General features: G+C 68.6%; 22 protein-coding genes. 9 read left to right on the forward strand and 13 right to left on the reverse strand.

The window, feature by feature from the left end:
• The coding region (gltA, locus tag VH569_RS15280) for a citrate synthase (protein WP_423316115.1) at window positions 1–963 on the reverse strand (963 nt) is incomplete at its 3' end.
• Between the two features lie 100 nt (window positions 964–1,063).
• The gene (gene gltX / locus VH569_RS15285; RefSeq protein WP_423316116.1) at window positions 1,064–2,470 is read right to left on the reverse strand and encodes a glutamate--tRNA ligase; all 1,407 of its coding nucleotides are present in this window, start codon (window positions 2,468–2,470) and stop codon (window positions 1,064–1,066) included.
• Between the two features lie 156 nt (window positions 2,471–2,626).
• Here gltX and VH569_RS15290 point away from each other — a divergent pair, with 156 nt between their 5' ends.
• Entirely contained in the window at window positions 2,627–4,780 is a 2,154-nt protein-coding gene (locus VH569_RS15290) for a ComEC/Rec2 family competence protein (RefSeq protein WP_423316117.1), read from the forward strand.
• A gap of 73 nt (window positions 4,781–4,853) precedes the next feature.
• On the opposite strand, the gene lexA is transcribed toward VH569_RS15290, so the two are convergent.
• The 8 genes from lexA to VH569_RS15330 form a co-directional block, all read right to left on the reverse strand.
• A complete protein-coding gene (gene lexA / locus VH569_RS15295; RefSeq protein WP_174469816.1) occupies window positions 4,854–5,579 on the reverse strand; it encodes a transcriptional repressor LexA in 726 nt (241 codons plus the stop codon).
• A gap of 211 nt (window positions 5,580–5,790) precedes the next feature.
• Complete coding sequence (gene glp, locus VH569_RS15300) at window positions 5,791–7,020, reverse strand: gephyrin-like molybdotransferase Glp (protein ID WP_423316118.1); 1,230 nt, start codon at window positions 7,018–7,020, stop codon at window positions 5,791–5,793.
• 4 nt (window positions 7,021–7,024) lie between these two features.
• Window positions 7,025–7,516, reverse strand: coding sequence for a cyclic pyranopterin monophosphate synthase MoaC (moaC, locus tag VH569_RS15305; RefSeq protein ID WP_423316119.1), 492 nt, complete (start codon window positions 7,514–7,516; stop codon window positions 7,025–7,027).
• Window positions 7,513–8,022 carry a GNAT family N-acetyltransferase gene (locus tag VH569_RS15310; RefSeq protein WP_423316120.1) on the reverse strand — a complete coding sequence of 170 codons (510 nt, stop codon included), beginning with the start codon at window positions 8,020–8,022 and terminating at the stop codon, window positions 7,513–7,515. Before VH569_RS15310 ends, moaC begins: the two co-directional genes overlap by 4 nt.
• Before the next feature lie 4 nt (window positions 8,023–8,026).
• The gene (trpC, locus tag VH569_RS15315; RefSeq protein WP_423316121.1) at window positions 8,027–8,830 is read right to left on the reverse strand and encodes an indole-3-glycerol phosphate synthase TrpC; all 804 of its coding nucleotides are present in this window, start codon (window positions 8,828–8,830) and stop codon (window positions 8,027–8,029) included.
• Complete coding sequence (gene trpD, locus VH569_RS15320; RefSeq protein ID WP_423316122.1) at window positions 8,830–9,864, reverse strand: anthranilate phosphoribosyltransferase; 1,035 nt, start codon at window positions 9,862–9,864, stop codon at window positions 8,830–8,832. Before trpD ends, trpC begins: the two co-directional genes overlap by 1 nt.
• Window positions 9,861–10,469, reverse strand: coding sequence for an anthranilate synthase component II (locus VH569_RS15325; protein ID WP_423316123.1), 609 nt, complete (start codon window positions 10,467–10,469; stop codon window positions 9,861–9,863). The genes trpD and VH569_RS15325 overlap by 4 nt, the downstream gene beginning before the upstream one ends.
• A gap of 146 nt (window positions 10,470–10,615) precedes the next feature.
• Window positions 10,616–11,071 carry an STY0301 family protein gene (locus VH569_RS15330; protein WP_423316124.1) on the reverse strand — a complete coding sequence of 152 codons (456 nt, stop codon included), beginning with the start codon at window positions 11,069–11,071 and terminating at the stop codon, window positions 10,616–10,618.
• A 125-nt stretch (window positions 11,072–11,196) separates the two neighbouring features.
• On the opposite strand from VH569_RS15330, the gene VH569_RS15335 reads away from it, so the two are divergent.
• The 3 genes from VH569_RS15335 (at window position 11,197) to VH569_RS15345 (ending at window position 12,911) form a co-directional block, all read left to right on the forward strand.
• Entirely contained in the window at window positions 11,197–12,345 is a 1,149-nt protein-coding gene (locus tag VH569_RS15335) for a divergent polysaccharide deacetylase family protein (RefSeq protein WP_423316125.1), read from the forward strand.
• 25 nt (window positions 12,346–12,370) lie between these two features.
• Window positions 12,371–12,589 carry a heavy-metal-associated domain-containing protein gene (locus tag VH569_RS15340; RefSeq protein ID WP_423316126.1) on the forward strand — a complete coding sequence of 73 codons (219 nt, stop codon included), beginning with the start codon at window positions 12,371–12,373 and terminating at the stop codon, window positions 12,587–12,589.
• 91 nt (window positions 12,590–12,680) lie between these two features.
• Window positions 12,681–12,911 (forward strand): FmdB family zinc ribbon protein, encoded by a 231-nt coding sequence (locus VH569_RS15345; protein WP_395457983.1) that lies wholly within the window; start codon window positions 12,681–12,683, stop codon window positions 12,909–12,911.
• 12 nt (window positions 12,912–12,923) lie between these two features.
• On the opposite strand, the gene VH569_RS15350 is transcribed toward VH569_RS15345, so the two are convergent.
• Window positions 12,924–13,763 (reverse strand): alpha/beta hydrolase, encoded by an 840-nt coding sequence (locus VH569_RS15350; protein WP_423316127.1) that lies wholly within the window; start codon window positions 13,761–13,763, stop codon window positions 12,924–12,926.
• Window positions 13,764–13,945: 182 nt separating this feature from the next.
• Between VH569_RS15350 and VH569_RS15355 the strand changes: the two genes are divergently transcribed.
• Genes VH569_RS15355 through VH569_RS15370 form a run of 4 tightly spaced genes read left to right on the forward strand, consistent with a single transcriptional unit; the run spans window position 13,946 to window position 17,046 of the window.
• Entirely contained in the window at window positions 13,946–14,407 is a 462-nt protein-coding gene (locus VH569_RS15355; RefSeq protein ID WP_423316128.1) for a cupin domain-containing protein, read from the forward strand.
• 11 nt (window positions 14,408–14,418) lie between these two features.
• Window positions 14,419–14,943 (forward strand): bifunctional adenosylcobinamide kinase/adenosylcobinamide-phosphate guanylyltransferase, encoded by a 525-nt coding sequence (cobU, locus tag VH569_RS15360; protein ID WP_423316129.1) that lies wholly within the window; start codon window positions 14,419–14,421, stop codon window positions 14,941–14,943.
• On the forward strand, window positions 14,940–15,563 hold the full coding sequence (gene cobO, locus VH569_RS15365) for a cob(I)yrinic acid a,c-diamide adenosyltransferase (protein ID WP_423316130.1): 624 nt from the start codon (window positions 14,940–14,942) through the stop codon (window positions 15,561–15,563). The genes cobU and cobO overlap by 4 nt, the downstream gene beginning before the upstream one ends.
• A gap of 37 nt (window positions 15,564–15,600) precedes the next feature.
• Window positions 15,601–17,046 carry a cobyric acid synthase gene (locus VH569_RS15370; protein ID WP_423316131.1) on the forward strand — a complete coding sequence of 482 codons (1,446 nt, stop codon included), beginning with the start codon at window positions 15,601–15,603 and terminating at the stop codon, window positions 17,044–17,046.
• Window positions 17,047–17,077: 31 nt separating this feature from the next.
• On the opposite strand, the gene ispH is transcribed toward VH569_RS15370, so the two are convergent.
• The gene (ispH, locus tag VH569_RS15375; protein WP_423316132.1) at window positions 17,078–18,055 is read right to left on the reverse strand and encodes a 4-hydroxy-3-methylbut-2-enyl diphosphate reductase; all 978 of its coding nucleotides are present in this window, start codon (window positions 18,053–18,055) and stop codon (window positions 17,078–17,080) included.
• A 235-nt stretch (window positions 18,056–18,290) separates the two neighbouring features.
• On the opposite strand from ispH, the gene VH569_RS15380 reads away from it, so the two are divergent.
• A complete protein-coding gene (locus tag VH569_RS15380; RefSeq protein ID WP_423316133.1) occupies window positions 18,291–18,812 on the forward strand; it encodes a hypothetical protein in 522 nt (173 codons plus the stop codon).
• Between the two features lie 80 nt (window positions 18,813–18,892).
• Here the strand turns inward: VH569_RS15380 and VH569_RS15385 are convergent, their stop codons facing one another.
• Window positions 18,893–19,726, reverse strand: a complete 834-nt coding sequence (locus VH569_RS15385) for a C1q-like domain-containing protein (protein WP_423316134.1) — start codon at window positions 19,724–19,726, stop codon at window positions 18,893–18,895.
• Window positions 19,727–19,869: the final 143 nt, after the last annotated feature.

Consider the following 19,869-nt stretch of genomic DNA (forward strand, 5'->3'; position numbering starts at 1 on the left):
CGGGTCGTAGTTCTTGTAGACCCGGTGGCCGAAGCCCATCAGGCGGAAGTTGTCGTTCTTGTCCTTGGCGCGGCGGACGAACTCGGGGATGCGATCCACCGAACCGATCTCTTCCAGCATCTTCAGAACGGCTTCGTTCGCACCGCCATGGGCCGGACCCCACAGCGAGGCGATGCCGGCGGCGATGCAGGCGAACGGGTTGGCGCCCGACGAACCGGCCAGACGGACGGTGGAGGTCGAGGCGTTCTGCTCGTGGTCGGCGTGCAGGATGAAGATCTTGTCCATCGCCTTGGACAGGATCGGGTTGACCTTGAACGGCTCGCAGGGCGTGCCGAAGGTCATGTAGAGGAAGTTCTCCGCGTAAGACAGGTCGTTGCGCGGATACATGAAGGGCTGGCCGGTCGAGTACTTGTAGGCCATCGCCGCAATCGTCGGCATCTTGGCGATCAGGCGATGCGCGGCGATCTTGCGCGCGGTCGGATCGTTGATGTCCAGCGAGTCGTGGTAGAAGGCCGACAGGGCGCCGACGACGCCGCACATGATCGCCATCGGGTGGGCGTCACGGCGGAAGCCGCTGTAGAACTTGGTCAGCTGCTCGTGCACCATCGAGTGGCGGCGCAGGATGTTCTCGAACTCCGTGCGCTCGGCCGCGGTCGGCAGGTGGTTGTTGAGCAGGAGGAAGCAGACTTCCGGGAAGGTCGAATGCTCGGCCAGCTCATCGATGGCGTAGCCGCGGTGCAGCAGCACACCCTCGTCGCCGTCGATGTAGGTGATGCCCGATTCGCAGCTGCCCGTGGAGGTGAAGCCCGGATCGTAGGTGAAATAGCCGGTCTCGGCGTAGAGCTTGCGGATGTCGATCACGCTCGGCCCGACGCTGCCGTGCATGATCGGCATCGTGACCTGCTTGCCCGTCTTATTGTCGATGAGGGTAACGGTGTCCTTGCCGTCCTCAGTCTGGGTCATCTCGGCACGTCCTTATCGTTGAGGGTCGGGCTTGGTGCCCTTTTTTCGTCGGCGCAGCATAGTTCCATGGCTGCCCGATGGCAACGCACGGAAATGACCATTATGCTGCACCCGCTGCATCGCGGATGCGAGAAAGCGTCGCTTCCCGACCCAGCAGTTCTGCCACCTCGAAGATCGGCGGCGACACCGTCGAACCTGTCAGCGCGGCGCGCAGCGGCTGCGCCACCTTGCCCAGCTTTTCGCCCCGTGCCTCGGCGAAGGCGCGGACCTGGGATTCGAGCGCGGCGGCGGTGAACTCCGGCTCGGCGGCGAAGGCGGCCGCCAGTTCCCTCAACAGAGTGCGGCCCTTTTCATCCAGCAGAGCGGTTGCTTTTTCGTCATAGCTGAGCGGCTGCGGCGCAACGTAGAAGCGTGCGCTCTGGGCCAGATCGACGACGGTGCGGGCGCGCTGCTTCAGCCCGTTCATCGCCCGCGTCAGAAGGTCGCGTTCCGCCTCGGACAGGCCATGGCCGAGATCGGCCTCCAGCCGCGGAGCGATCAGGCCGAGCAGGCGGAAATCGTCTGCCAGACGCATGTAATGGGCGTTCAGATTCTCCAGTTTGGCGAAGTCGAAACGCGATGCCGACCGGCCGATGCTCTCCAGATTGAACCACTCGATCGCCTGCTCGGTCGAGATGATCTCGTCGTCGCCATGCGACCAGCCGAGCCGCAGCAGATAGTTGCGGACCGCCTCCGGCAGATAGCCCATGTCGCGGTAGGCATCGACGCCCAGCGCGCCATGGCGCTTGGACAGCTTGGCGCCGTCCGGCCCGTGGATGAGCGGGATATGGCCGAAGCGCGGCAACTCCCAGCCCATCGAGTTGAAGATCTGGATCTGGCGGAAGGTGTTGGTCAGATGGTCGTCGCCGCGGATGACGTGGGTGACGCCCATGTCATGGTCGTCCACCACCACCGCCAGCAGATAGGTCGGCGTGCCGTCGGCACGCAGCAGGATCAGGTCGTCGAGCTGAGCGTTCTGCACCGTCACCTCGCCCTGGACGAGGTCGTTCAGGACGGTCTGGCCTTCCTGCGGCGCCTTCAGCCGGATCACCGGTGCCACGCCAGCGGGGGCATCGGACTCGGGACGGTCACGCCAGCGGCCATCGTAGCGCATCGGCTGGCCGGCGGCCTTCTGGGCGGCGCGCATCTCCTCCAGCTCTTCCGGGCTGCAATAGCAGCGATAGGCCTTGCCGGCGGCCAGCATCTGGTACGCAACCTCGGCATGGCGGTCCTTGCGCTCGAACTGGCTGACGGCGTCGCCGTCCCAGTCCAGACCCAGCCATTTCAGCCCGTCGATGATGGCGTCCACCGCCGCGTCGGTGGACCGTTGCCGGTCGGTGTCTTCGATCCGCAGCAGGAACTGACCGCCGGTGTTGCGGGCGTACAGCCAGTTGAACAGGGCGGTGCGGCCACCGCCGATGTGCAGAAAGCCGGTCGGCGACGGAGCGAAGCGGGTGACGACGGTCATCGGTCTCTCAATTTCCGGTTCGGCGCTGGTATGATGCGCCGGTGGTTCGACACCGTGGTTTAACACAGCCACCCGGCTTGGAGGCAATGCGATGCGCGCATGGACGGTCGTTGAGGGGCTCGCAGATGGCATCGCTGCGCCGGGAATCCGTTACCGGTGACGGCCGCCGGCTGGCCGGAGGAGGAAACCGACGGTCCCGCGACACTCGGCGGACGCTGGCGGCGACTGCTGGCGCGCATGGGCGGGCGACTCGTGGCGCTCGCGGAGGCGGAGGGTGAGCGCTGGGTGCTGTGGCTGCCCGTCGCCTTCGGGGCCGGTGTGTCGTTCTATTTCGGGCTGCGGCAGGAGCCCGACTGGTGGATCGGAGCGGCGGCGGTCGGCGGCTGTGCGGTGCTGGTGCTGGCGCTGCGGCGATGGTTCGCCATGGCCGGCGTGGCGATGGCGCTCCTGATGCTGGCGGCGGGGTTCCTGGTGGCGCAGGCGCACACCATCCGCATGGCGGCACCGGTGCTGAGCCGCAGCATCGCCGGTGCGACCGTCACCGGCCGGGTGATGGCGGTGGAGCGGCGGCCGGGCGCGGCACGAATCACCCTGCGGGAGGTGACCGTCAGCAAGCTGGCGCCGGAACGGACGCCGGCCGCCGTGCGCGTCCGCCTGTCTGACCGCTTCCCGGCACCGGCGCCCGGATCGGTGGTGCGGCTGCGGGCGACGCTGCTGCCGCCCCAGGCGCCGGCCGAACCCGGCGCCTTCGACTTCCAGCGGCGTGCGTGGTTCATGGGGCTGGGCGGCACGGGCTTCGCCACCGGTGCGCCGGAACTGGTCGAGGCGCCGCCGGTGACGGGGTGGAGCACGGTTGCCATCGCCTTCGAGAAGGCGCGCGGCGCGATTGCCGAGCGGGTGGCGGTTGCCATCGGCGATCCGGTGGAGGCAAGCGTCACCACGGCGCTGCTGAACGGCGAGGAGTTCGGCATCCCGGAAGCGACGATGGACGACTTCCGCAACAGCGGGCTGGCGCATCTGCTGTCGATCTCCGGCCTGCATGTCGGCATCGCCGCCGGCATTCTGTTCTATGTCGTGCGGGCGTTGCTGGCGGCGGTGCCCTACATCGCGTTGCGGTGGCCGATCAAGAAGATCGCGGCGCTGTTCGGCATCCTGTCGGCGCTCGCCTACACGCTGCTGGTCGGGGCGCCGCTGCCGACGGTGCGGTCGGTGCTGATGACCGGCATGGTGATGGGGGCGATCATGCTCGACCGCCACCCGTTGAGCATGCGGCTGGTCGCCTTCGCCGGGCTGGTCACCATGGCCATGGACCCGGAGGGCATGTTGGGGCCGAGCTTCCAGATGTCCTTCGCCGCGGTGGTGGCGCTGATCGCCGCGTTCGAGAAGGGCAGCGTCAGGCTGGCGGAGTGGCGGCGCGATGCCGGATGGATCGTGCGCGGGTTGTTCTATGTCGGCGGGATTCTGCTGACCAGCGTGGTGGCGACGCTGGCGACCTTGCCCTTTTCGCTCTTTCATTTTCAGCAGATCGCCTTCTATGGCGTGCTGTCGAACCTGATCGCCATTCCTATCACGTCCTTCTGGGTCATGCCGTGGAGCCTGATCGCCTACGCGCTGCTGCCCTTCGGACTGGAGGCACCGGCGCTGATCGCCATGAACTGGGGCGACCGGGCGGTGATCTGGACGGCGGAGTTCTTCGGTCGTCTCCCCTGGGCCTCGCTGACCGTGCCGGCGATGCCGGCGGAAGGGTTCGCGCTGCTGGTGATGGGGGGGATCTGGCTCTGCCTCTGGACGCGGTGGTGGCGTTGGCTGGGGATGCTGCCGGTCCTGGCGGGGCTGGCCTCGCCCATGCTGGCGGTGCGGCCGGATGTGCTGGTGGCCGGCGACGGGACAGTGATGGCGGTCAGGCTGCCGGATGGACGGCTCAGCGCGTCGGTCAAGGGCGGCGGGCGGATGACCGAAACCTGGAGGGAGCGCGATGGCGAGCGGTCGGTGGCCGATCCCTGGCCGGCCGACGGGGGATGGAGCGGGGGAGGGCGGTCGCTGGACTGCGATGCGCTTGGCTGCCTGTACCGGGTGCGTGGAAAGACGGTGGCCCTGCCGCGGCTGCCGGATGCGCTGGACGAGGACTGCGGGGCGGCCGATGCGGTGGTGACGGCGGAGGTGGCGCGGCGTTGCCGGGCGGACTTGGTGGTGGACCGCTGGACCCTGCGCCATGAAGGCGCGCATGCGCTGACGGTGACCGCCGAGCGGGTGACGGTGGAGACGGTGCGCGGGCTACGGGGAGATCGGCCCTGGACCGGAGGACAGTGAGAGGAGCTTGGACCTCGCCGATCCCATCCGCCGCGGGGACGGAGGAGGGGATCGGCGGTCGGGCAGGAAAAGCTCAGTACTTGCGCACGAGACCGACCAGCTTGCCCTGCACGCGGACGCGGTCGGCGCCGAAGATACGGGTCTCATAGGCGGCGTTGGCGGGTTCCAGCGCGATGGTGTTGCCCTTGCGGCGCAGGCGCTTCAGCGTCACTTCGCCCTCGTCCACCAGGGCGACGACAATCGTGCCGTTCTCCGCCGCATCGCAGCGCTGGATGACGATGGTGTCGTGGTCGAGAATGCCGGCCTCGATCATCGAGTCGCCGGAAACCTCCAGGGCGTAATGGTCGCCACCGGTCAGCATCGAGGCGGGAACGTCGACGAAGGCGCTGTTGTCGCGCAAGGCCTCGATCGGCGTACCGGCGGCGATCCGGCCATAGAGCGGGAGCTGCACCGTCTCGTTCGCGGCGGCCGGGGTCGGGGCGGGGGGAGCGGTATCGCGGCCGGCGAAGGCGAAATCGCCCTTGATGACGTTGGGTTGAAACTTCGGCTTGGAAGCCACGGTCCGGTTGCGGGAGGCATCGAGACCCTCGGGAAGGCGCAGCACCTCCAGCGCACGGGCCCGGTGGGGCAGGCGGCGGATGAACCCGCGTTCCTCGAGTCCGGTGATCAGGCGATGGATACCCGACTTGGACTTCAGGCCCAGGGCGTCCTTCATCTCGTCGAACGACGGCGAGACACCGCCCTGGCCAAGCCGTTCGTGGATGAACAGCAGCAATTCGTGCTGCTTGCGCGTGAGCATGGATGCCTCCCGGCTTCGGCCAGACTGAAGATGGAACAAAAACTAAACGTTGCTCCATGTTCTAGTTTGGTTCCTGCTGCGCGTCAAGCCCCCCATCGGCTTCTTTTAGAACTTGTGTGGAACATTTGGAACGCGGTGAAACAGTTTTCCGGGTGGTGTTCACCTGTTCCAGTCTTCGTCCAAGCGCCATGTCCTGGCGCTCTGTTCAAGTCTAAATGCTGAGTGCCCCATCCGTCAAAGGAAGCACGGTCACCATGGCGCCGGCCGGCTCCGGGTCGGCATGGGGCGGGCGGGGGATCAGGCAATCGGCCTGGGCGTACAGGGTGGTGATGGCGCTGTCCTGCCGGGCGAAGGGCGTGACGGTCAGGATACCGTCCGGGCCGGCGGCGAGCGTGGCGCGTAGATATTCCTCGCGCCGGTCGTTGGCCCTCAGCGCGCCGGTCAGGCGGGCGCGCAGTGGTAGGCGGTCGTCCTCCGGCGGCAGTCCCTGCAGCACGCGCAGGATCGGGCGGAGGAACAGGAGCGCGGTGACGCCGGTGGACACCGGGTTGCCGGGCAGGCCGAGCAACGGCACCGAACCGGCACGGCCGAACATCAGCGCCTTGCCCGGACGCATCGCCACCGTCTGCACCTCCAGCGCCACGCCGCGTTCGGCCAGCACATCGCGGACGAAATCGTAATCGCCATGCGCCGCCCCGCCGGTGGTGACCAGCAGGTCGCAGCCGGCAGCCCCCTTCGCCAGGGCCGCCACACTTTCCGGCGTGTCCCTGGCGACGCCCAGATTGTGGGCGAGCCCGCCCTGGGCGGTCACCAGGGCGCAGAGGCCGAGCGCATTGGTGCTGACGATCTGGCTCGGTCCCAGCGGGTCGCCGGGCAGGGCGATCTCGTCGCCGGTGGCGAGGACGGCGATGCGCGGCCGGCGATGGACCGACAGCCACGGCACATTGCCGCCGGCGGCCAGCGCGATGTCGCGCGCGGTCAGGCGCCGGCCCTTCGGCAGAAGCTCCTGACCGGCCGTGAAGTCGAAGCCGGCCTCGCGGACGAAGCGGCCGGCGGCCACGGCGCGGCCGATCCGCACGGTGGCGTCGTCGGCACTGCAATCCTCCTGCATCACCACGGCGTCGGCACCGTCGGGCAGGGGGGCGCCGGTGAAGATGCGCACCGCCTCGCCCCGGCCGACCCTGCCGGTGAAGGCATGGCCGGCGGCGGATTCGCCGATGCGGCGCAGCGGGACGGGGGCCTCGGCGGTCGCGGCGGCGATGTCGGCGGCACGCACGGCCCAGCCATCCATGGCGGCGGCGTGGAAAGGCGGCTGGGTCAGCCGGGCGACCACCGGTTCGGCCAGCACACGGCCGAGAGCGTCGGGCAGGGCGACCGTCTCCGCCGGGAGGGCGGCGAAGGCCGACAGGATGCGGGCACGCGCCTCGGCGACGGAGATCATGGCGTCAGGCTCCGGTGGAGGCGGACGCGCCCCACTCGCCGCTCTTGCCGCCGGCCTTGTGCAGCAGGCGCACGTCGGTGACGGTCATGCCGCGGTCCACCGCCTTGCACATGTCGTAGACGGTCAGTGCTGCGACGGTGACGGCGGTCAAGGCCTCCATCTCCACGCCGGTCTGGCCCTTCAGCTTGCAGGTCGCCGTCACGTCCACCGCGTTGCGGGCAGGGTCGCAGGACAGGTCGACCTTGACCGAGGTCAGCATCAGCGGGTGGCACAGCGGGATCAGGTCGGGCGTGCGTTTGGCCCCCATGATGCCGGCCAGCCTGGCGACCGACAGCACGTCGCCCTTCTTCACCCCGCCCTGCATGATGAGCGCCAGCGTTTCCGGCTGCATCAGCACGGTCGCCGCGGCGGTGGCGGTGCGTTCGGTGTCGGCCTTGTCGGAGACGTCGACCATCACCGCCTTACCCTCGGCGTCGAAATGGGTGAAGCCGGTCATCGCACGGTCTCCGTCAAAAGCTTTTCCATGAAGACGCTGACGCCATTGTCTTGGTAGCAGGCATAGGGGCCGCGGTCGGTGAATCCGGCCTTGCGGTAGAGCGCCAGCGCCTCGGGCTGATGGATTCCCGATTCGAGCAGCAGGGCGTTCAAGCCCTCCGCCCGCGCCAGATCTTCCAGCCGGCCGAGCAGACGGTCGCCGATGCGCTGTCCGCGGGCGGCAGGATCGACATACATCCGCTTGATCTCGCCATAGCCGGCCGGATCGACGCGGAGCGCCGCGCAGCCGACCGGAACGCTGTCCTTGCGGGCGACGAGGAAGCGCAGGTCCGGCCCCTCCAGTTCGCCGATGTCGAGCAGGTGGCAGGTGTCCGCCGGATAGAGATCCAGCAGATAGCGGTCGAGCGCCGCCACCAGCGCGATCACGGCATCCTGGCGCGGGCTCTCCGCAGCGATCGACACATCGGCTCTCGCTTCTGCTCCCGTATCGGCCACCGCAACGGTCATCGCATCACACCGGAGCCAGCAGGGCGCGGGTGGCGGCGGCGACGTCGGCCTGCCGCATCAGCGATTCGCCGACCAGGAAGCAGCGCGCCCCGACTTTCGCCATCCGGGCCAGATCGGCCGGGCTGTAGAGCCCGCTTTCCGCCACCAGCATGCGGTCGGCCGGCACATTGGCGGCCAGCTCTTCCGTCGTCGCAATATCGACCGCCAAGGTCTTGAGATTGCGGTTGTTGACACCGAGCAGCGGGGTCCTCAGCAGCAGGGCGCGGTCCAGTTCGGCGCGGTCATGCACCTCGACCAGCACGTCCAGGCCCTGGGCGATGGCGGCGTCCTCGATCTCCGCCGCCTGGGCATCGGACAGCGATGCCATGATGATCAGAATACAGTCGGCACCCAGCGCGCGGGCTTCAGCGATCTGATAAGGATCGACCATGAAGTCCTTGCGCAGGACCGGCAAATCCACCGCAGCGCGGGCGGCCACCAGATACTCGTCCTTGCCCTGGAAATAGGGCTCGTCGGTCAGCACCGACAGGCAGGTCGCTCCGCCCTCGCGGTAGGCACGGGCCAGGGCCGGCGGGTCGAAATCGGGACGGATCAAGCCCTTGGACGGGCTCGCCTTCTTGATCTCGGCGATCAGGCCGTAGCGCCCGGCCTCGACCGCGGCGCTCAGCGCCCGGATGAAGCCGCGCGGCGGGTTGCTCTCGTTGGCAGCCCTGGCGGCGGCCTCCACCTCCGACAAGGGACGGGCGGCCTTGCGGGAGGCCACCAGGGCGCGCTTGTCGTCGTTGATGCGGGTCAGAACGTCGCTCATCAGGCCGTTGCCTCGTTGGTGATGGCGACCAGCCGGCGCAGGCGGTCGCGGGCGCCGCCGCTGTCGATGGCGTCGGCGGCCATGGCGACACCGTCCTTCAGCGTCGCGGCCTTGCCGGCCACCAGCAGGGCGGCGGCGGCGTTCAGAAGCACGATGTCGCGGTAGGGGCTGCGCACCCCGTCGAACAGGGCGTGGATCGCCTCGGCGTTAACCTGGGCGTCGCCGCCCTTCAACTCCTCGATCCGGGCGCGGGCCAAGCCGGCATCCTCCGGCGTCACCTCGAACACCGTCACCTCGCCGTCCTTCAACTGGGCGACGGTGGTGGGGCCGGTGGTGGTGATCTCGTCCAGCCCGTCGGAGCCGTGGACAACCCAGGCGGCCTCGGAGCCCAGCCGTTTCAGCACCTGGGCCAGCGGCTCCACCCACTGCTTGGAGAAGACGCCGAGCACCTGCCGTCTGGCGGTCGCCGGGTTGGCGAGCGGGCCCAGCAGGTTGAAGACGGTGCGGGTGCCGAGCTCGACGCGGGTGGGGCCGACGTTGCGCATGGCGAGGTGGTGGCGCGGCGCCATCAGGAAGGCGATGCCGGCATCCCACAGCGCCCTGCGGACCAGCGCGAAGTCGCAGTCGAGGTTGACGCCCAGCGAGCCGAGCACGTCGGCGGCACCGGACTTCGACGAGATGGCGCGGTTGCCGTGCTTGGCGACCGGCACGCCGCAGGACGACACCACCAGCGCCGCGGCGGTGGAGATGTTGTAGGTGCCGGCGCCGTCGCCGCCGGTGCCGCAGGTGTCGATGGTGCCGGGAGGCGCTTCGACCGGGATCGCCTTGGCGCGCATGACGCGGGCGGCGCCGGTGATTTCGTCCACCGTCTCGCCGCGGACGCGCAGCGCCATCAGGAAGCCGCCCATCTGCGACGGGGTGGCGTTGCCGGACATGATGATGTCGAAGGCGAAGCCGGCCTCGGCCTCGGTCAGGGCGGCGCCGGTGGCGACCTTGCCCAGGATGGCCTTCATGTCGGACAGATCGCCGCTCATGCCGCGGTCTCCAGGCCCACGCTTTCCGGGCGGGGGCGGGTCAAATCCAGGAAGTTCTGCAGGATCTGGTGGCCGTGCTCGCTCTCGATGCTCTCGGGGTGGAACTGCACGCCGTGGATCGGCAGCTCGCGGTGGGCCAGCGCCATGATCAGTCCGTCGGCGGTCTCGCCGGTCACCTCCAGGCAGGCCGGCAGCGTGTCGCGCTCGACGATCAGCGAGTGGTAGCGGGTGGCGCGGAACGGGCTGGGCAGGCCGGCGAGCACGCCGCGGCCCTCGTGCCGGATGTTGTCGACCTTGCCGTGCATGGGGACCGGCGCGCGGATCACCCGGCCGCCGAAGGCCTGCCCGATGGACTGGTGGCCGAGGCAGACGCCCATCAGCGGCAGGCGGGCCTTGGCGGCGGCGCCGATCAGGGGCAGGCAGATGCCGGCGCGGTCGGGATCGCAGGGGCCGGGCGACAGGACGATGCCGTCGGGGCGCAGCGCCATCGCCTCGTCAACCGTCAGGGCGTCGTTGCGGCGGACCTGCACGTCGGCGCCAAGCTCGCCCAGGTAATGGACGAGGTTGTAGGTAAAGCTGTCGTAATTATCGATGAGCAGCAGCATGCGCCTTCCGCCTTCCACCTTTGCCCGGCCACCTTCGCCCGGGTCGTCCGGGCCGTTCCGGCCCTGTTCCAACGATGGACACCCTAGCGGCTGAAAGGGCGGATTTCCAGCCTCCGCGCAGAACTTCGTCCTAGGGCCTCGCGTCCTCACCGGCAGTCGAGCTGCGGCGGCGTCTTCGGCTCGTCCAGGACGTCGCCGCGGATGTCGATTTCCAGCGTCAGCGTGCAGCGGCGGGTCTGGCGCGGCAGGTCGGCGGCCAGCGTCGCCTCGGTGCCGCGATACCGGCAGAGCACGAAGAGCTTGCCCCTCTGCGCGGCGTCGAACTCCCAGAGCTGGACCAGACGGCGCGCGTGCCTGGTCTCGCTGTCGGGCGCCAGGGTGGTGCGCGAGCTGCTGGCCATCTGCTGGCTGCGGTCGCCTTCGATCAGGGTGATGCCGATGAAGCTGTGGCTGTCGCGGCCCGGATAGGGCGCCCAGCCGCCCGGCGCTTCCGGCTGGGCGGTCACGCCGATGGTCGGCGGGCATTGCGGGCCGCCGGCGGCCAGTGCCGGTGAGGCGACGGCGGCCAGCAGCAGCGGGACGGTGACAAGGAACGGGCGCATCGGGCGGTCTCCGGGGACTGGTCGGGCCGTTGAAATGACGGCGCCGTTGCGGCGGCCGTCTTGTGTCGTTTGAGCAATTGCGGTCGCTGCGGCAGGGTGCCACTGTGCGCCGCCCCGGTCGCAGGATGGACATCGTCACCATGGCCCGCAAGGCGCCTTCGAAAGCCCGCAAGGTTCCGCTTCCCCCCTTTCTGTCGAATCCCTTCGTCCTGGCTCTGGCGGCGGTCGCTGCGGTGTTCGCGGTGGCGATGGGCGTCGCGACGCTGACCGGCGGCCGGTCCGGCGGCGAGCAAGCCCGGCAGGCCCCTGTTCAGCAGAGCCCGGCCCAGCAGGCCCCGCCCCAGCAGGCGGCTGTGCCGCCGTCGCCCCCCTCGCTGCCGGCGGCGAAGGCGGAGGCTCCGGCGCCTGCCCAGCATGCGGCGGATGGCCCGGAGCATGCGGTGCCGGAAAAGCCGGCCCAGGCGGAAACGCGTCCGCCCGCGACCACCGTGGCGATGCTGCCGCCGCCGGTTCCCCCGGCCCAGCCCCCGGTGCAGGCACCCTCGGGCAATGCGGCATTGTGGCGCAGGAATGCGCTGCCGGCCGAGGTTCCGCAGGGCAGGCCGATCATCGCCATCGTCATCGACGACATGGGGCTGGACCGCAAGCGCTCGTCCCGGATGGCCGGGCTGCACGGTCCGCTGACGCTGTCCTGGCTGCCCTATGCCCGCGACCTGTCGGCCCAGTCGAAGGCGGCCCGCGCCAACGGGCATGAGCTGATGCTGCACATGCCGATGGAGCCCAGCGTGAAGGCCGATCCCGGTCCGAACGCGCTGCTGGTCTCGCTGGACAAGGGCGAGATCGTGAAGCGGTTCCGCGCGGCGCTGGACAGCTTCGACGGCTATGTCGGGGTGAACAACCATATGGGCAGCCGATTCACCGCCGACCGCGCGGCGCTGGCGCCGGTGCTGACGGAACTGCACCGGCGCGGACTGCTGTGGCTGGACAGCCGGACGACCCCCAACAGCGCCGGACTCGGGCTGGCGCAGGAGCTGAAGATGCCCTGGGTCGGCCGCGACGTGTTCCTCGACAATGTGGAAACGGTGGCGGCGGTGAAGGCCCAGCTGACCAAGACCGAACAGGTGGCGAAGCGCCAGGGCTACGCCGTCGCCATCGGCCACCCGCACGATGCGACAATCGAGGCTCTGGCATCCTGGTTGCCGGATGTGCAAAAGCGTGGCTTCGTTCTTGTCCCGGTCAGCGCGGTGGTGCGGACGCACCATGCCGGCGGCTGACCCGATCCAAAGGAAGCCCGTGGCGATGCCAGTAACGATGACCGATGCGTACAAGGTGGATGGGATGACCTGCAGCGGCTGCGCCCGCTCCGTTTCGAACGCGATCACCAAGGCGGCCCCCAATGCCGCGGTGACCGTCGATCTCGCCACCGGCACCGTCGTGGTCGCCGGCGGCATCCCGGCCGAACTGGTGCAGCAGGCGGTCGAGGCGGCCGGATTCGATTTCGGCGGAGCGGCGGCCTGACGAACCGCTGTTGCGGCGCAACAAAACCGTTTTCTTGTTGTGGGTATTGCGGCATGCTCGGGACCGATGCGATCCGTTCCGCGAGGGTGCGATGCCGCTCTATTCCTACCGCTGCCAGTCCTGCGGCCAGGGGTTCGAGACCCTGGTCCGTTCCGGTGAGACGCCTGCCTGCCCGTCCTGCGGCGGTGCCGACCTGACCCGCCAGCTGTCGAACGTGGCGCCGGAGGGCAAGTCCGGCGCCATCCTCCAGTCCGCCCGTCGGCAGGCCTCCAGGGAGGGGCATTTCAGCAACTATTCGCGGTCGGAACGGCCGAAGGCCTAGGGGCGGGCAGGGTCAGACGGCGGAGCCGGACGGGGCGGCTTCGGCCATCAAGGTCGTGGCGATCCAGTTCTCCAGACGCTCGGCCGCCGCCTGCCAGTCCTGTTCCAGCATCATCGCATGGCCCATGCCCGGCATGAACACCGGCTGGGTGCCCAGCGTCATCGCGGTGGCGACGATCTCAGCGCGCGGGAACAGCAGGTCCTCCTCGGCCCCCATCACCAGCACCGGCATGTCGCGCGGCGGCAGAACGGGGAAGGGGATCCAGCCGCCGATGTCGAGCAGGACGCGGCGCGACTCCTCCTGCAGGAAGCTCTCGTACTTGGCCGCTTCGGCGTGCGGCATCTTGTCGGAGAACATGGCGCGGCGGATGGCGTCGGGGTTGATCGCGGTCTCGCCGAAGGTCATCAGCATCGACATCTGCTGGAACACGTAGGGCGAGCGCCAGGCCAGCCCCATGGTGGAGGTCAGCAGGCCGTAGGGCGGCGCTGACGCCATCAGCACGCCGGCCGGAAAGCGGCGCTTCGCCAGCGCGCGCTGCACCACCATGCCCCCCATCGAATGACCGATCAGCACCGGGGGAGCGGACAGGCGGCCCGCCGCCTCCAGCACGTCGTCGACATAGTCGGCGATGCCGAAATCATGCAGCCGGTCGCGCCCTTCGCTGTTGCCGTGGCCGCGGAGCGAGACGGCATGCGCCTCCCATCCCCGTTCGGCGAACCAGGGCAGGAACTTGGCGTCCCAGATCCAGGCGCCGCTGAAGGCGCCATGGACGAACAGGAGCGGCGGCATCTTGGCGGTGCCGGCGGGAGGTGTTTTGGCGGGATGGCGGCTGATGATTTCCAGGCGGGACATCGGATCGCAGGTTGTTGTTTTGCACTGCAATAAGCATGGTGGGCGAAGTGGCGCCTGTCCAGACACGGTCCCGGCAACCCTGCTTTGTAAGGGCCTGCTCCATAAGGGGACTTGGCAGCGTTTGACGCCGCCGGTGCGGTTTGCGACAGTCCGGACCCGCAACACAGAACCGGAGAGCGCCCGTGCCGAATCCACCGGTCCTCGATCCCGCGACGCTGACCGCCGAAACCGGCGCCACCGACTATCCGCAGCCTTTCCGGTCGCAGGTCACCGGCCGGCACCGGGTGGTGCTGGGCGATCAGCTGGGCTTGAGCAATTTCGGCGTCAACCTGACCCGGCTCGCGCCCGGCGCCTCCTCCGCCCTGCGTCACTGGCACAGCTGCCAGGACGAGTTCGTCTATGTGGTGGAGGGCGAGCTGACGCTGGTGACCGACGCGGGCGAGACGCTGCTCACCCCCGGCATGTGCGCCGGCTTTCCGCATGGCGTCGCCGACGGCCACCGGCTGATCAACCGCAGCGACCGTCCGGCCAGCTATCTGGAGGTCGGCGACCGCAGCGCTGGCGACGAGATCGACTATTCCGACGAGGACATGGTCTGGCGCGACGGCGCCTATCGTCGCCGCGACGGAAGCGCCTGGGAATGATGGCCGGGAGGATGACTGCCGACGTCACTCTGGTGTTGGGCGGCGCCCGCTCGGGCAAGAGCCGCTATGCCGAGGGGCTGTTGACGGCGCTGGGCGGGCCGCGGGTCTACATCGCCACCTCGCAGGTGTGGGACGCCGAGATGGCCGAGCGGGTGGCGAAGCACCGCGACGACCGCGGCCCGGACTGGACGACCATCGAGGAGCCGCGCGACCTGACCGGGGTGCTGCGCCGGCAGGCTGCCGAGGGCACCGGCGTCCTGGTCGATTGCCTGACGCTGTGGCTGACCAACCTGATGATGGCCGAGGCCGACATCGCGGCGGAAACCGCGGCGCTGGTGGAACTACTGCCGACGCTGCCCGGCCGGGTGGTGCTCGTTTCCAATGAGGTCGGGCTCGGCATCGTGCCCGATAACGCGCTGGCACGCCGCTTCCGCGACCATGCCGGCCGCCTGCACCAATCCATCGCGGCCGTGGCGCCGCGCGTCGTGCTGACCGTCGCCGGTCTGCCGATGTTCGTGAAGGGAACCTCCATATGACCGCCGAGATGGCCGATACGGACGAGCTGAACCGCCGTCATGCCGAGAAGATGAAGCGGCGCAAGGCGTTGCAGGAGCGGGCACTCGCCTCCAAGACGGTGGAGAAGGGCCTGCTGATGGTCCACACCGGCAAGGGTAAGGGCAAGTCGACCGCCGCCTTCGGCCTGATGATGCGCGCTGTTGGCCACGGCATGCGGGTCGGCATGGTGCAGTTCGTCAAGGGCGCCTGGTCCACCGGCGAGACGGTGGCGCTGGAGCGCTTCGAGGATCTGGTCGATTTCCACACGATGGGCGAGGGCTTCACCTGGGACACCCAGGACCGCGCCCGCGACATTGCCGCCGCCGAGGCCGCCTGGGCCAAGGCCAAGGAGCTGATGGCCGATCCGCGCTATCGCCTGATCGTGCTGGACGAGCTGAACATCGTGCTGCGCATGGACTATCTGCCGCTGGACGAGGTGCTGGCGACGCTGGCCGCCCGCCGGCCGGACCTGCATGTCTGCATCACCGGCCGTAACGCCAAGCCGGAACTGATCGCCGCCGCCGACCTCGTCACCGAGATGACGCTGGTCAAGCACCCGTTCGAGGTCGGGGTGAAGGCCCAGGCCGGCATCGAGTTCTGACGCCATGCCGTCACAGCCGATACGATCCCGGGCGATCATGTTGCAGGGCACCGGCTCGGACGTCGGCAAGTCGCTGCTGGTGGCCGGGCTGTGCCGGGCGCTGGTGCGGCGCGGGCTGAGCGTCCGGCCGTTCAAGCCGCAGAACATGTCCAACAACGCCGCGGTCACGGCGGATGGCGGCGAGATCGGCCGTGCCCAGGCGCTACAGGCGCGGGCCTGCGGCGTGGCGCCCAGCGTCCATATGAACCCGGTGCTGCTGAAGCCGCAGTCGGACATCGGCAGTCAGGTGGTTGTGCGCGGCGTGGTGGTCGGCACCGCGCGGGCCGCCGACTATCAGGCACGCAAGCGCGACCTGCTCGGCACCGTTCTCGACAGTTTCGAGCGGCTGCGGGGCGAGGCCGACATCGTTGTCGTGGAGGGGGCAGGCAGTCCGGCGGAGGTCAACCTGCGGGCCGGCGACATCGCCAACATGGGCTTCGCCACCGCGGCCGACGTGCCGGTGATGCTGGTCGGCGACATCGACCGCGGCGGCGTGATCGCCAGTCTGGTCGGCACCCACGCACTTCTGCCGAAATCTGAGCAGGAGCGGATCAAAGGCTTTCTGATCAATAAGTTCCGCGGCGATGTTCGCCTGTTCGATGAAGGGCTGCGGATCATCGAGAGCCACACCGGATGGCGCGGATTCGGTGTGGTGCCCTGGCTCAGGGAGGCGGCGATCCTGCCGGCCGAGGATGCGGTGGCGCTCGACCGGCCGCGGGAGGCCGGCGACGGGGCGCTGCGCATCGCGGTGCCGATGCTGTCGCGGATCGCCAACTTCGACGATTTCGATCCGCTGGCGCAGGAGCCCGGCGTCGCCCTGACCATGGTGCGTCCGGGCCAGCCGTTGCCGGGCGATTGCGATCTGGTGATCCTGCCCGGCACCAAGGCGACCATTGCCGACCTCGCCTTCCTGCGGGCACAGGGCTGGGACATCGACCTGATGGCCCATTGGCGGCGCGGCGGCCGGGTGCTGGGCATCTGCGGCGGTTACCAGATGCTGGGCCGGCGCATCGCCGATCCCGACGGCATCGAAGGCCCGCCCGGCGAGGCGGCCGGGCTGGGGCTGCTGGATGTCGAGACGGTGTTGAAAGGGCCGAAGGTGCTGGAGGAAGCCCACGGGACCGAGCGGCGCACCGGTGCTGCGGTGGCCGGCTACGAGATGCATATGGGCCGCACCGAGGGAGCCGACCGGGCGCGGCCGATGCTGGAGCTTACCGGCGGCGGAACCGATGGGGCGGAGTCAGCGGACGGGCGGGTGGCGGGATGCTACCTGCACGGCCTGTTCACCGCCGACGGCTTCCGGTCGGCCTATCTGCGCCGGTTGGGAGGCGCCGGGTCGGACCTCGGCTATGGCGTCGCGGTCGAGCGGGCGCTGGATGCGGTCGCGGACCGGCTGGAGAGCGTCGTCGACGTGAACGGACTGTTGGCGGTGGCGCAGGGGTGAGGGCAGGGGTGAAGGAGGGGGCGACGCCCCCTCAGACCGCCTCCTGCTCCACCGATAACGCGCGCGGCAGCTTGAAGACGATGTTCTCGGTCGCGGTGCGCAGCTCCTCCACCGTCACGTCGAAGCGGCTGCGGGCGGCCTCGATGACCTCCTCCACCAGCACCTCCGGGGCGGACGCGCCGGCGGTGATGCCCAGGCGGGCGACGCCGGCCAGGGCGCTCCAGTCGATGTCGGCGGCGCGCTGGACCAGTTGGGCGGCTGGGCAGCCATGGGTCTTCGCCACCTCGACCAGACGCTTGGAATTGGATGAGTTCGGCGCGCCCAGCACCAGCAGCGCCTCCACCTTCGGCGCGATGGCCTTCACCGCCGCCTGACGGTTGGTGGTGGCGTAGCAGATGTCCTCTTTCTTCGGCCCGGCGATGGCGGGGAAACGGGCCTGGAGCGCGGCCAGGATCTCCGTCGTCTCGTCGACCGACAGGGTGGTCTGGGTGGCGTAGGCGAGGTTTTCCGGGTCGCTCACCTCCAGAATCGCGACATCGGCCACCGTCTCCACCAGCACCACGGCGCCCGCGGGCAGCTGGCCCATGGTGCCGATGACCTCGGGATGGCCGGCATGGCCGATCAGAACGATCTGCTTGCCGTCCTCGTGATGGCGTTCGGCCTCGCGGTGGACCTTGCTGACCAGCGGGCAGGTGGCGTCGAGATAGAACAGCCCGCGCGCCTCGGCCGCCTGCGGCACCGATTTCGGCACGCCATGGGCGGAGAACACCACCGGGCGGCCGTCCGGCACCTCGGTCAGTTCATCGACGAAGACGGCGCCCTTGGCCTCCAGGCTTTCGACCACGAAGCGGTTGTGGACGATCTCGTGCCGCACATAGACCGGCGCCCCGAAGCGCTCCAGCGCCGTCTCGACGATCTGGATCGCCCGGTCCACCCCGGCGCAGAAACCGCGCGGTGCCGCCAGAAGGATGGTCAGGGGCTGGCGGGTTGGAGAATTGGTCGTGGTCATATGCGCTGTACCGCCCTAGCGTGGAGAAGGTCGCCCTTAGGTAATCCTGCGCTGAACGGTCACAAGGGATAGAACCGCCGCGCGGTCTTGTGCCGGTCAAGCTGGGACACTAAAGTCGCGATCCAACAGCCCGTTAACCGATCAGGCCGAACCGATGGACCGCCGCGACCGTAATATAGGAACCCCCGCCCGGAAAAGCCCGCTGGCGTCCCTCTTTGGGATGGGCCGCCCTGCGTTGCTCGCGGCCGGGGCCGTTCTGGTGCTTTCCGGCTGCTCCGGCATGGGGCTGGGGCCGACCAGCACGTCGGAAGCGGCACTGGCCTGCCCGAAGGTCAACATCGTCCGCGACCTGCAGGAAGTGACGGTGTTCCGTCCCGGCGGCAAGGATCTGACCGATCTGGAGTCGCGCGCTGCCCTGACCGATTTCACCGGCAGCTGCGACTACACCAGCAGCGGCGTCACTGTGAACGTGAACGTCTATCTGGTGGCGGAACGTGGCCCGGCGCTCCAGGGCAGCACGGCCAAGTACCAGTATTTCGTCGCCCTGGCCCAGCCGGACGACACGCTGGTGTCGAAGGCCTATTTCGACACCGACGTGACCTTCGTCCCCGGCCAGCCGCGCGCCGGCACCCGCGAGGAGCTGACGCCGAAGATCCCGCTGCCCAAGGACGCCAACGCCAAGGACTGGAAGATCTATCTCGGCTTCCAGCTGACTCCGGAGCAGCTGAACTTCAACCGGACGCAAGTAAAGAAGTAAGGGCAGTTCTTCCGCTTGTATCATGGGCGAGGGAGCCGCATTTTGCGGCTCCCTTTTTTGTGTCTTACCGGTTGACGTGGTTAAACGCTGAGAAGGCTGGCCGTGAAGAACGAAAAATGGCTCGTGCCGATGATATTCACTGCCGTGCTGTTGTTCGAGAAGCCGTAGAATTCGATGTAATCGTCGATGCCATTCAATGCAGTGACCGTGCTGGTATTGGCGAAGGCGCTCCCCGTCACGGATGTGTCATTGAAATAGGTCGCAAGCGGGTTGCCGTTCTTGCGAATGACGCAGCCGATGGATTTGCCCGAACTGCACTCGATCCCCAGCTGGCAGAAGATCGAATACACACCGGGAATGGAGGGTTTGAACTGCTGGGTGGACGGGTCGAAGCCCTGATGGGAGTTGATCACGACATTGCTGAAGTTGACCTTGGTGTAAACGTTCGGTGCGGCGCTCTGATTGACGCCGTTGAGCGTAGCGACGGCGATGATCGGGTTGGTCGGACGGGAATCGACATCCGCCAGTGCCCGCTCGTCCACCACAGCGTCATTGGTAACGGCGTCGGACGTCGGCAGCAGCATCACGCGCGCCACGGGCAGCTTGCCGGCCGGAATCGCCGGCGGGGTCAGGCTGTTGGCGGTGCCGGTGACGATGGCCGCGGCGCCGGTGCCGCGATCCACCACCACGCGGTCGATGCGGAAGCCGCTGGCCGGCGGTGCGAAGGGGCCGACGGACTGGGCATTGACCTCGGTCAGGGTGGTGCCGTTCAGCAGATTGCCGGGATCGAGCGCCAGGGTCAGGTTCGGCACGAGCTGGGCATGGGGGGCGAAGTTGCCGACGATGCGCTGGGACACTGCCCAGTTGGCGGCGGACTGGGACAGGTCGGACGGGTTGAAGGCCTGAACGGTCATTGCGCGCTCCACTCTGTCTATTGGAATGAGTCCCGCGATGGACAACGGCTGGCCAGCTCTGCACGACGCGGCAAATAGGTTTTTATACCTTTATCGGCCAAAGAAAAGGAAAATTTCCAAAACCAGGGTATTTCAACGACTTG

It is taken from the genome of Azospirillum sp. 11R-A (genome assembly GCF_049472615.1).
GTDB classification, from domain to species: Bacteria; Pseudomonadota; Alphaproteobacteria; order Azospirillales; family Azospirillaceae; genus Azospirillum; species Azospirillum palustre.

Bases quoted from the DNA above. Each gene is read 5' to 3' on its own strand.
- cobO (WP_423316130.1), top strand. From the start codon at position 14,940: ATGACCGCCGAGATGGCCGATACGGACGAGCTGAACCGCCGTCATGCC.
- ispH (WP_423316132.1), bottom strand. From the start codon at position 18,055: ATGACCACGACCAATTCTCCAACCCGCCAGCCCCTGACCATCCTTCTG.
- trpD (WP_423316122.1), bottom strand. From the start codon at position 9,864: ATGAGCGGCGATCTGTCCGACATGAAGGCCATCCTGGGCAAGGTCGCC.
- VH569_RS15385 (WP_423316134.1), bottom strand. From the start codon at position 19,726: ATGACCGTTCAGGCCTTCAACCCGTCCGACCTGTCCCAGTCCGCCGCC.
- VH569_RS15330 (WP_423316124.1), bottom strand. From the start codon at position 11,071: ATGCGCCCGTTCCTTGTCACCGTCCCGCTGCTGCTGGCCGCCGTCGCC.
- VH569_RS15350 (WP_423316127.1), bottom strand. From the start codon at position 13,763: ATGTCCCGCCTGGAAATCATCAGCCGCCATCCCGCCAAAACACCTCCC.
- VH569_RS15310 (WP_423316120.1), bottom strand. From the start codon at position 8,022: ATGACCGTTGCGGTGGCCGATACGGGAGCAGAAGCGAGAGCCGATGTG.
- lexA (WP_174469816.1), bottom strand. From the start codon at position 5,579: ATGCTCACGCGCAAGCAGCACGAATTGCTGCTGTTCATCCACGAACGG.
- VH569_RS15340 (WP_423316126.1), top strand. From the start codon at position 12,371: ATGCCAGTAACGATGACCGATGCGTACAAGGTGGATGGGATGACCTGC.
- VH569_RS15370 (WP_423316131.1), top strand. From the start codon at position 15,601: ATGTTGCAGGGCACCGGCTCGGACGTCGGCAAGTCGCTGCTGGTGGCC.
- trpC (WP_423316121.1), bottom strand. From the start codon at position 8,830: ATGAGCGACGTTCTGACCCGCATCAACGACGACAAGCGCGCCCTGGTG.
- VH569_RS15335 (WP_423316125.1), top strand. From the start codon at position 11,197: ATGGACATCGTCACCATGGCCCGCAAGGCGCCTTCGAAAGCCCGCAAG.
- VH569_RS15325 (WP_423316123.1), bottom strand. From the start codon at position 10,469: ATGCTGCTGCTCATCGATAATTACGACAGCTTTACCTACAACCTCGTC.
- gltX (WP_423316116.1), bottom strand. From the start codon at position 2,470: ATGACCGTCGTCACCCGCTTCGCTCCGTCGCCGACCGGCTTTCTGCAC.
- VH569_RS15345 (WP_395457983.1), top strand. From the start codon at position 12,681: ATGCCGCTCTATTCCTACCGCTGCCAGTCCTGCGGCCAGGGGTTCGAG.
- cobU (WP_423316129.1), top strand. From the start codon at position 14,419: ATGACTGCCGACGTCACTCTGGTGTTGGGCGGCGCCCGCTCGGGCAAG.
- moaC (WP_423316119.1), bottom strand. From the start codon at position 7,516: ATGACCGGCTTCACCCATTTCGACGCCGAGGGTAAGGCGGTGATGGTC.
- glp (WP_423316118.1), bottom strand. From the start codon at position 7,020: ATGATCTCCGTCGCCGAGGCGCGTGCCCGCATCCTGTCGGCCTTCGCC.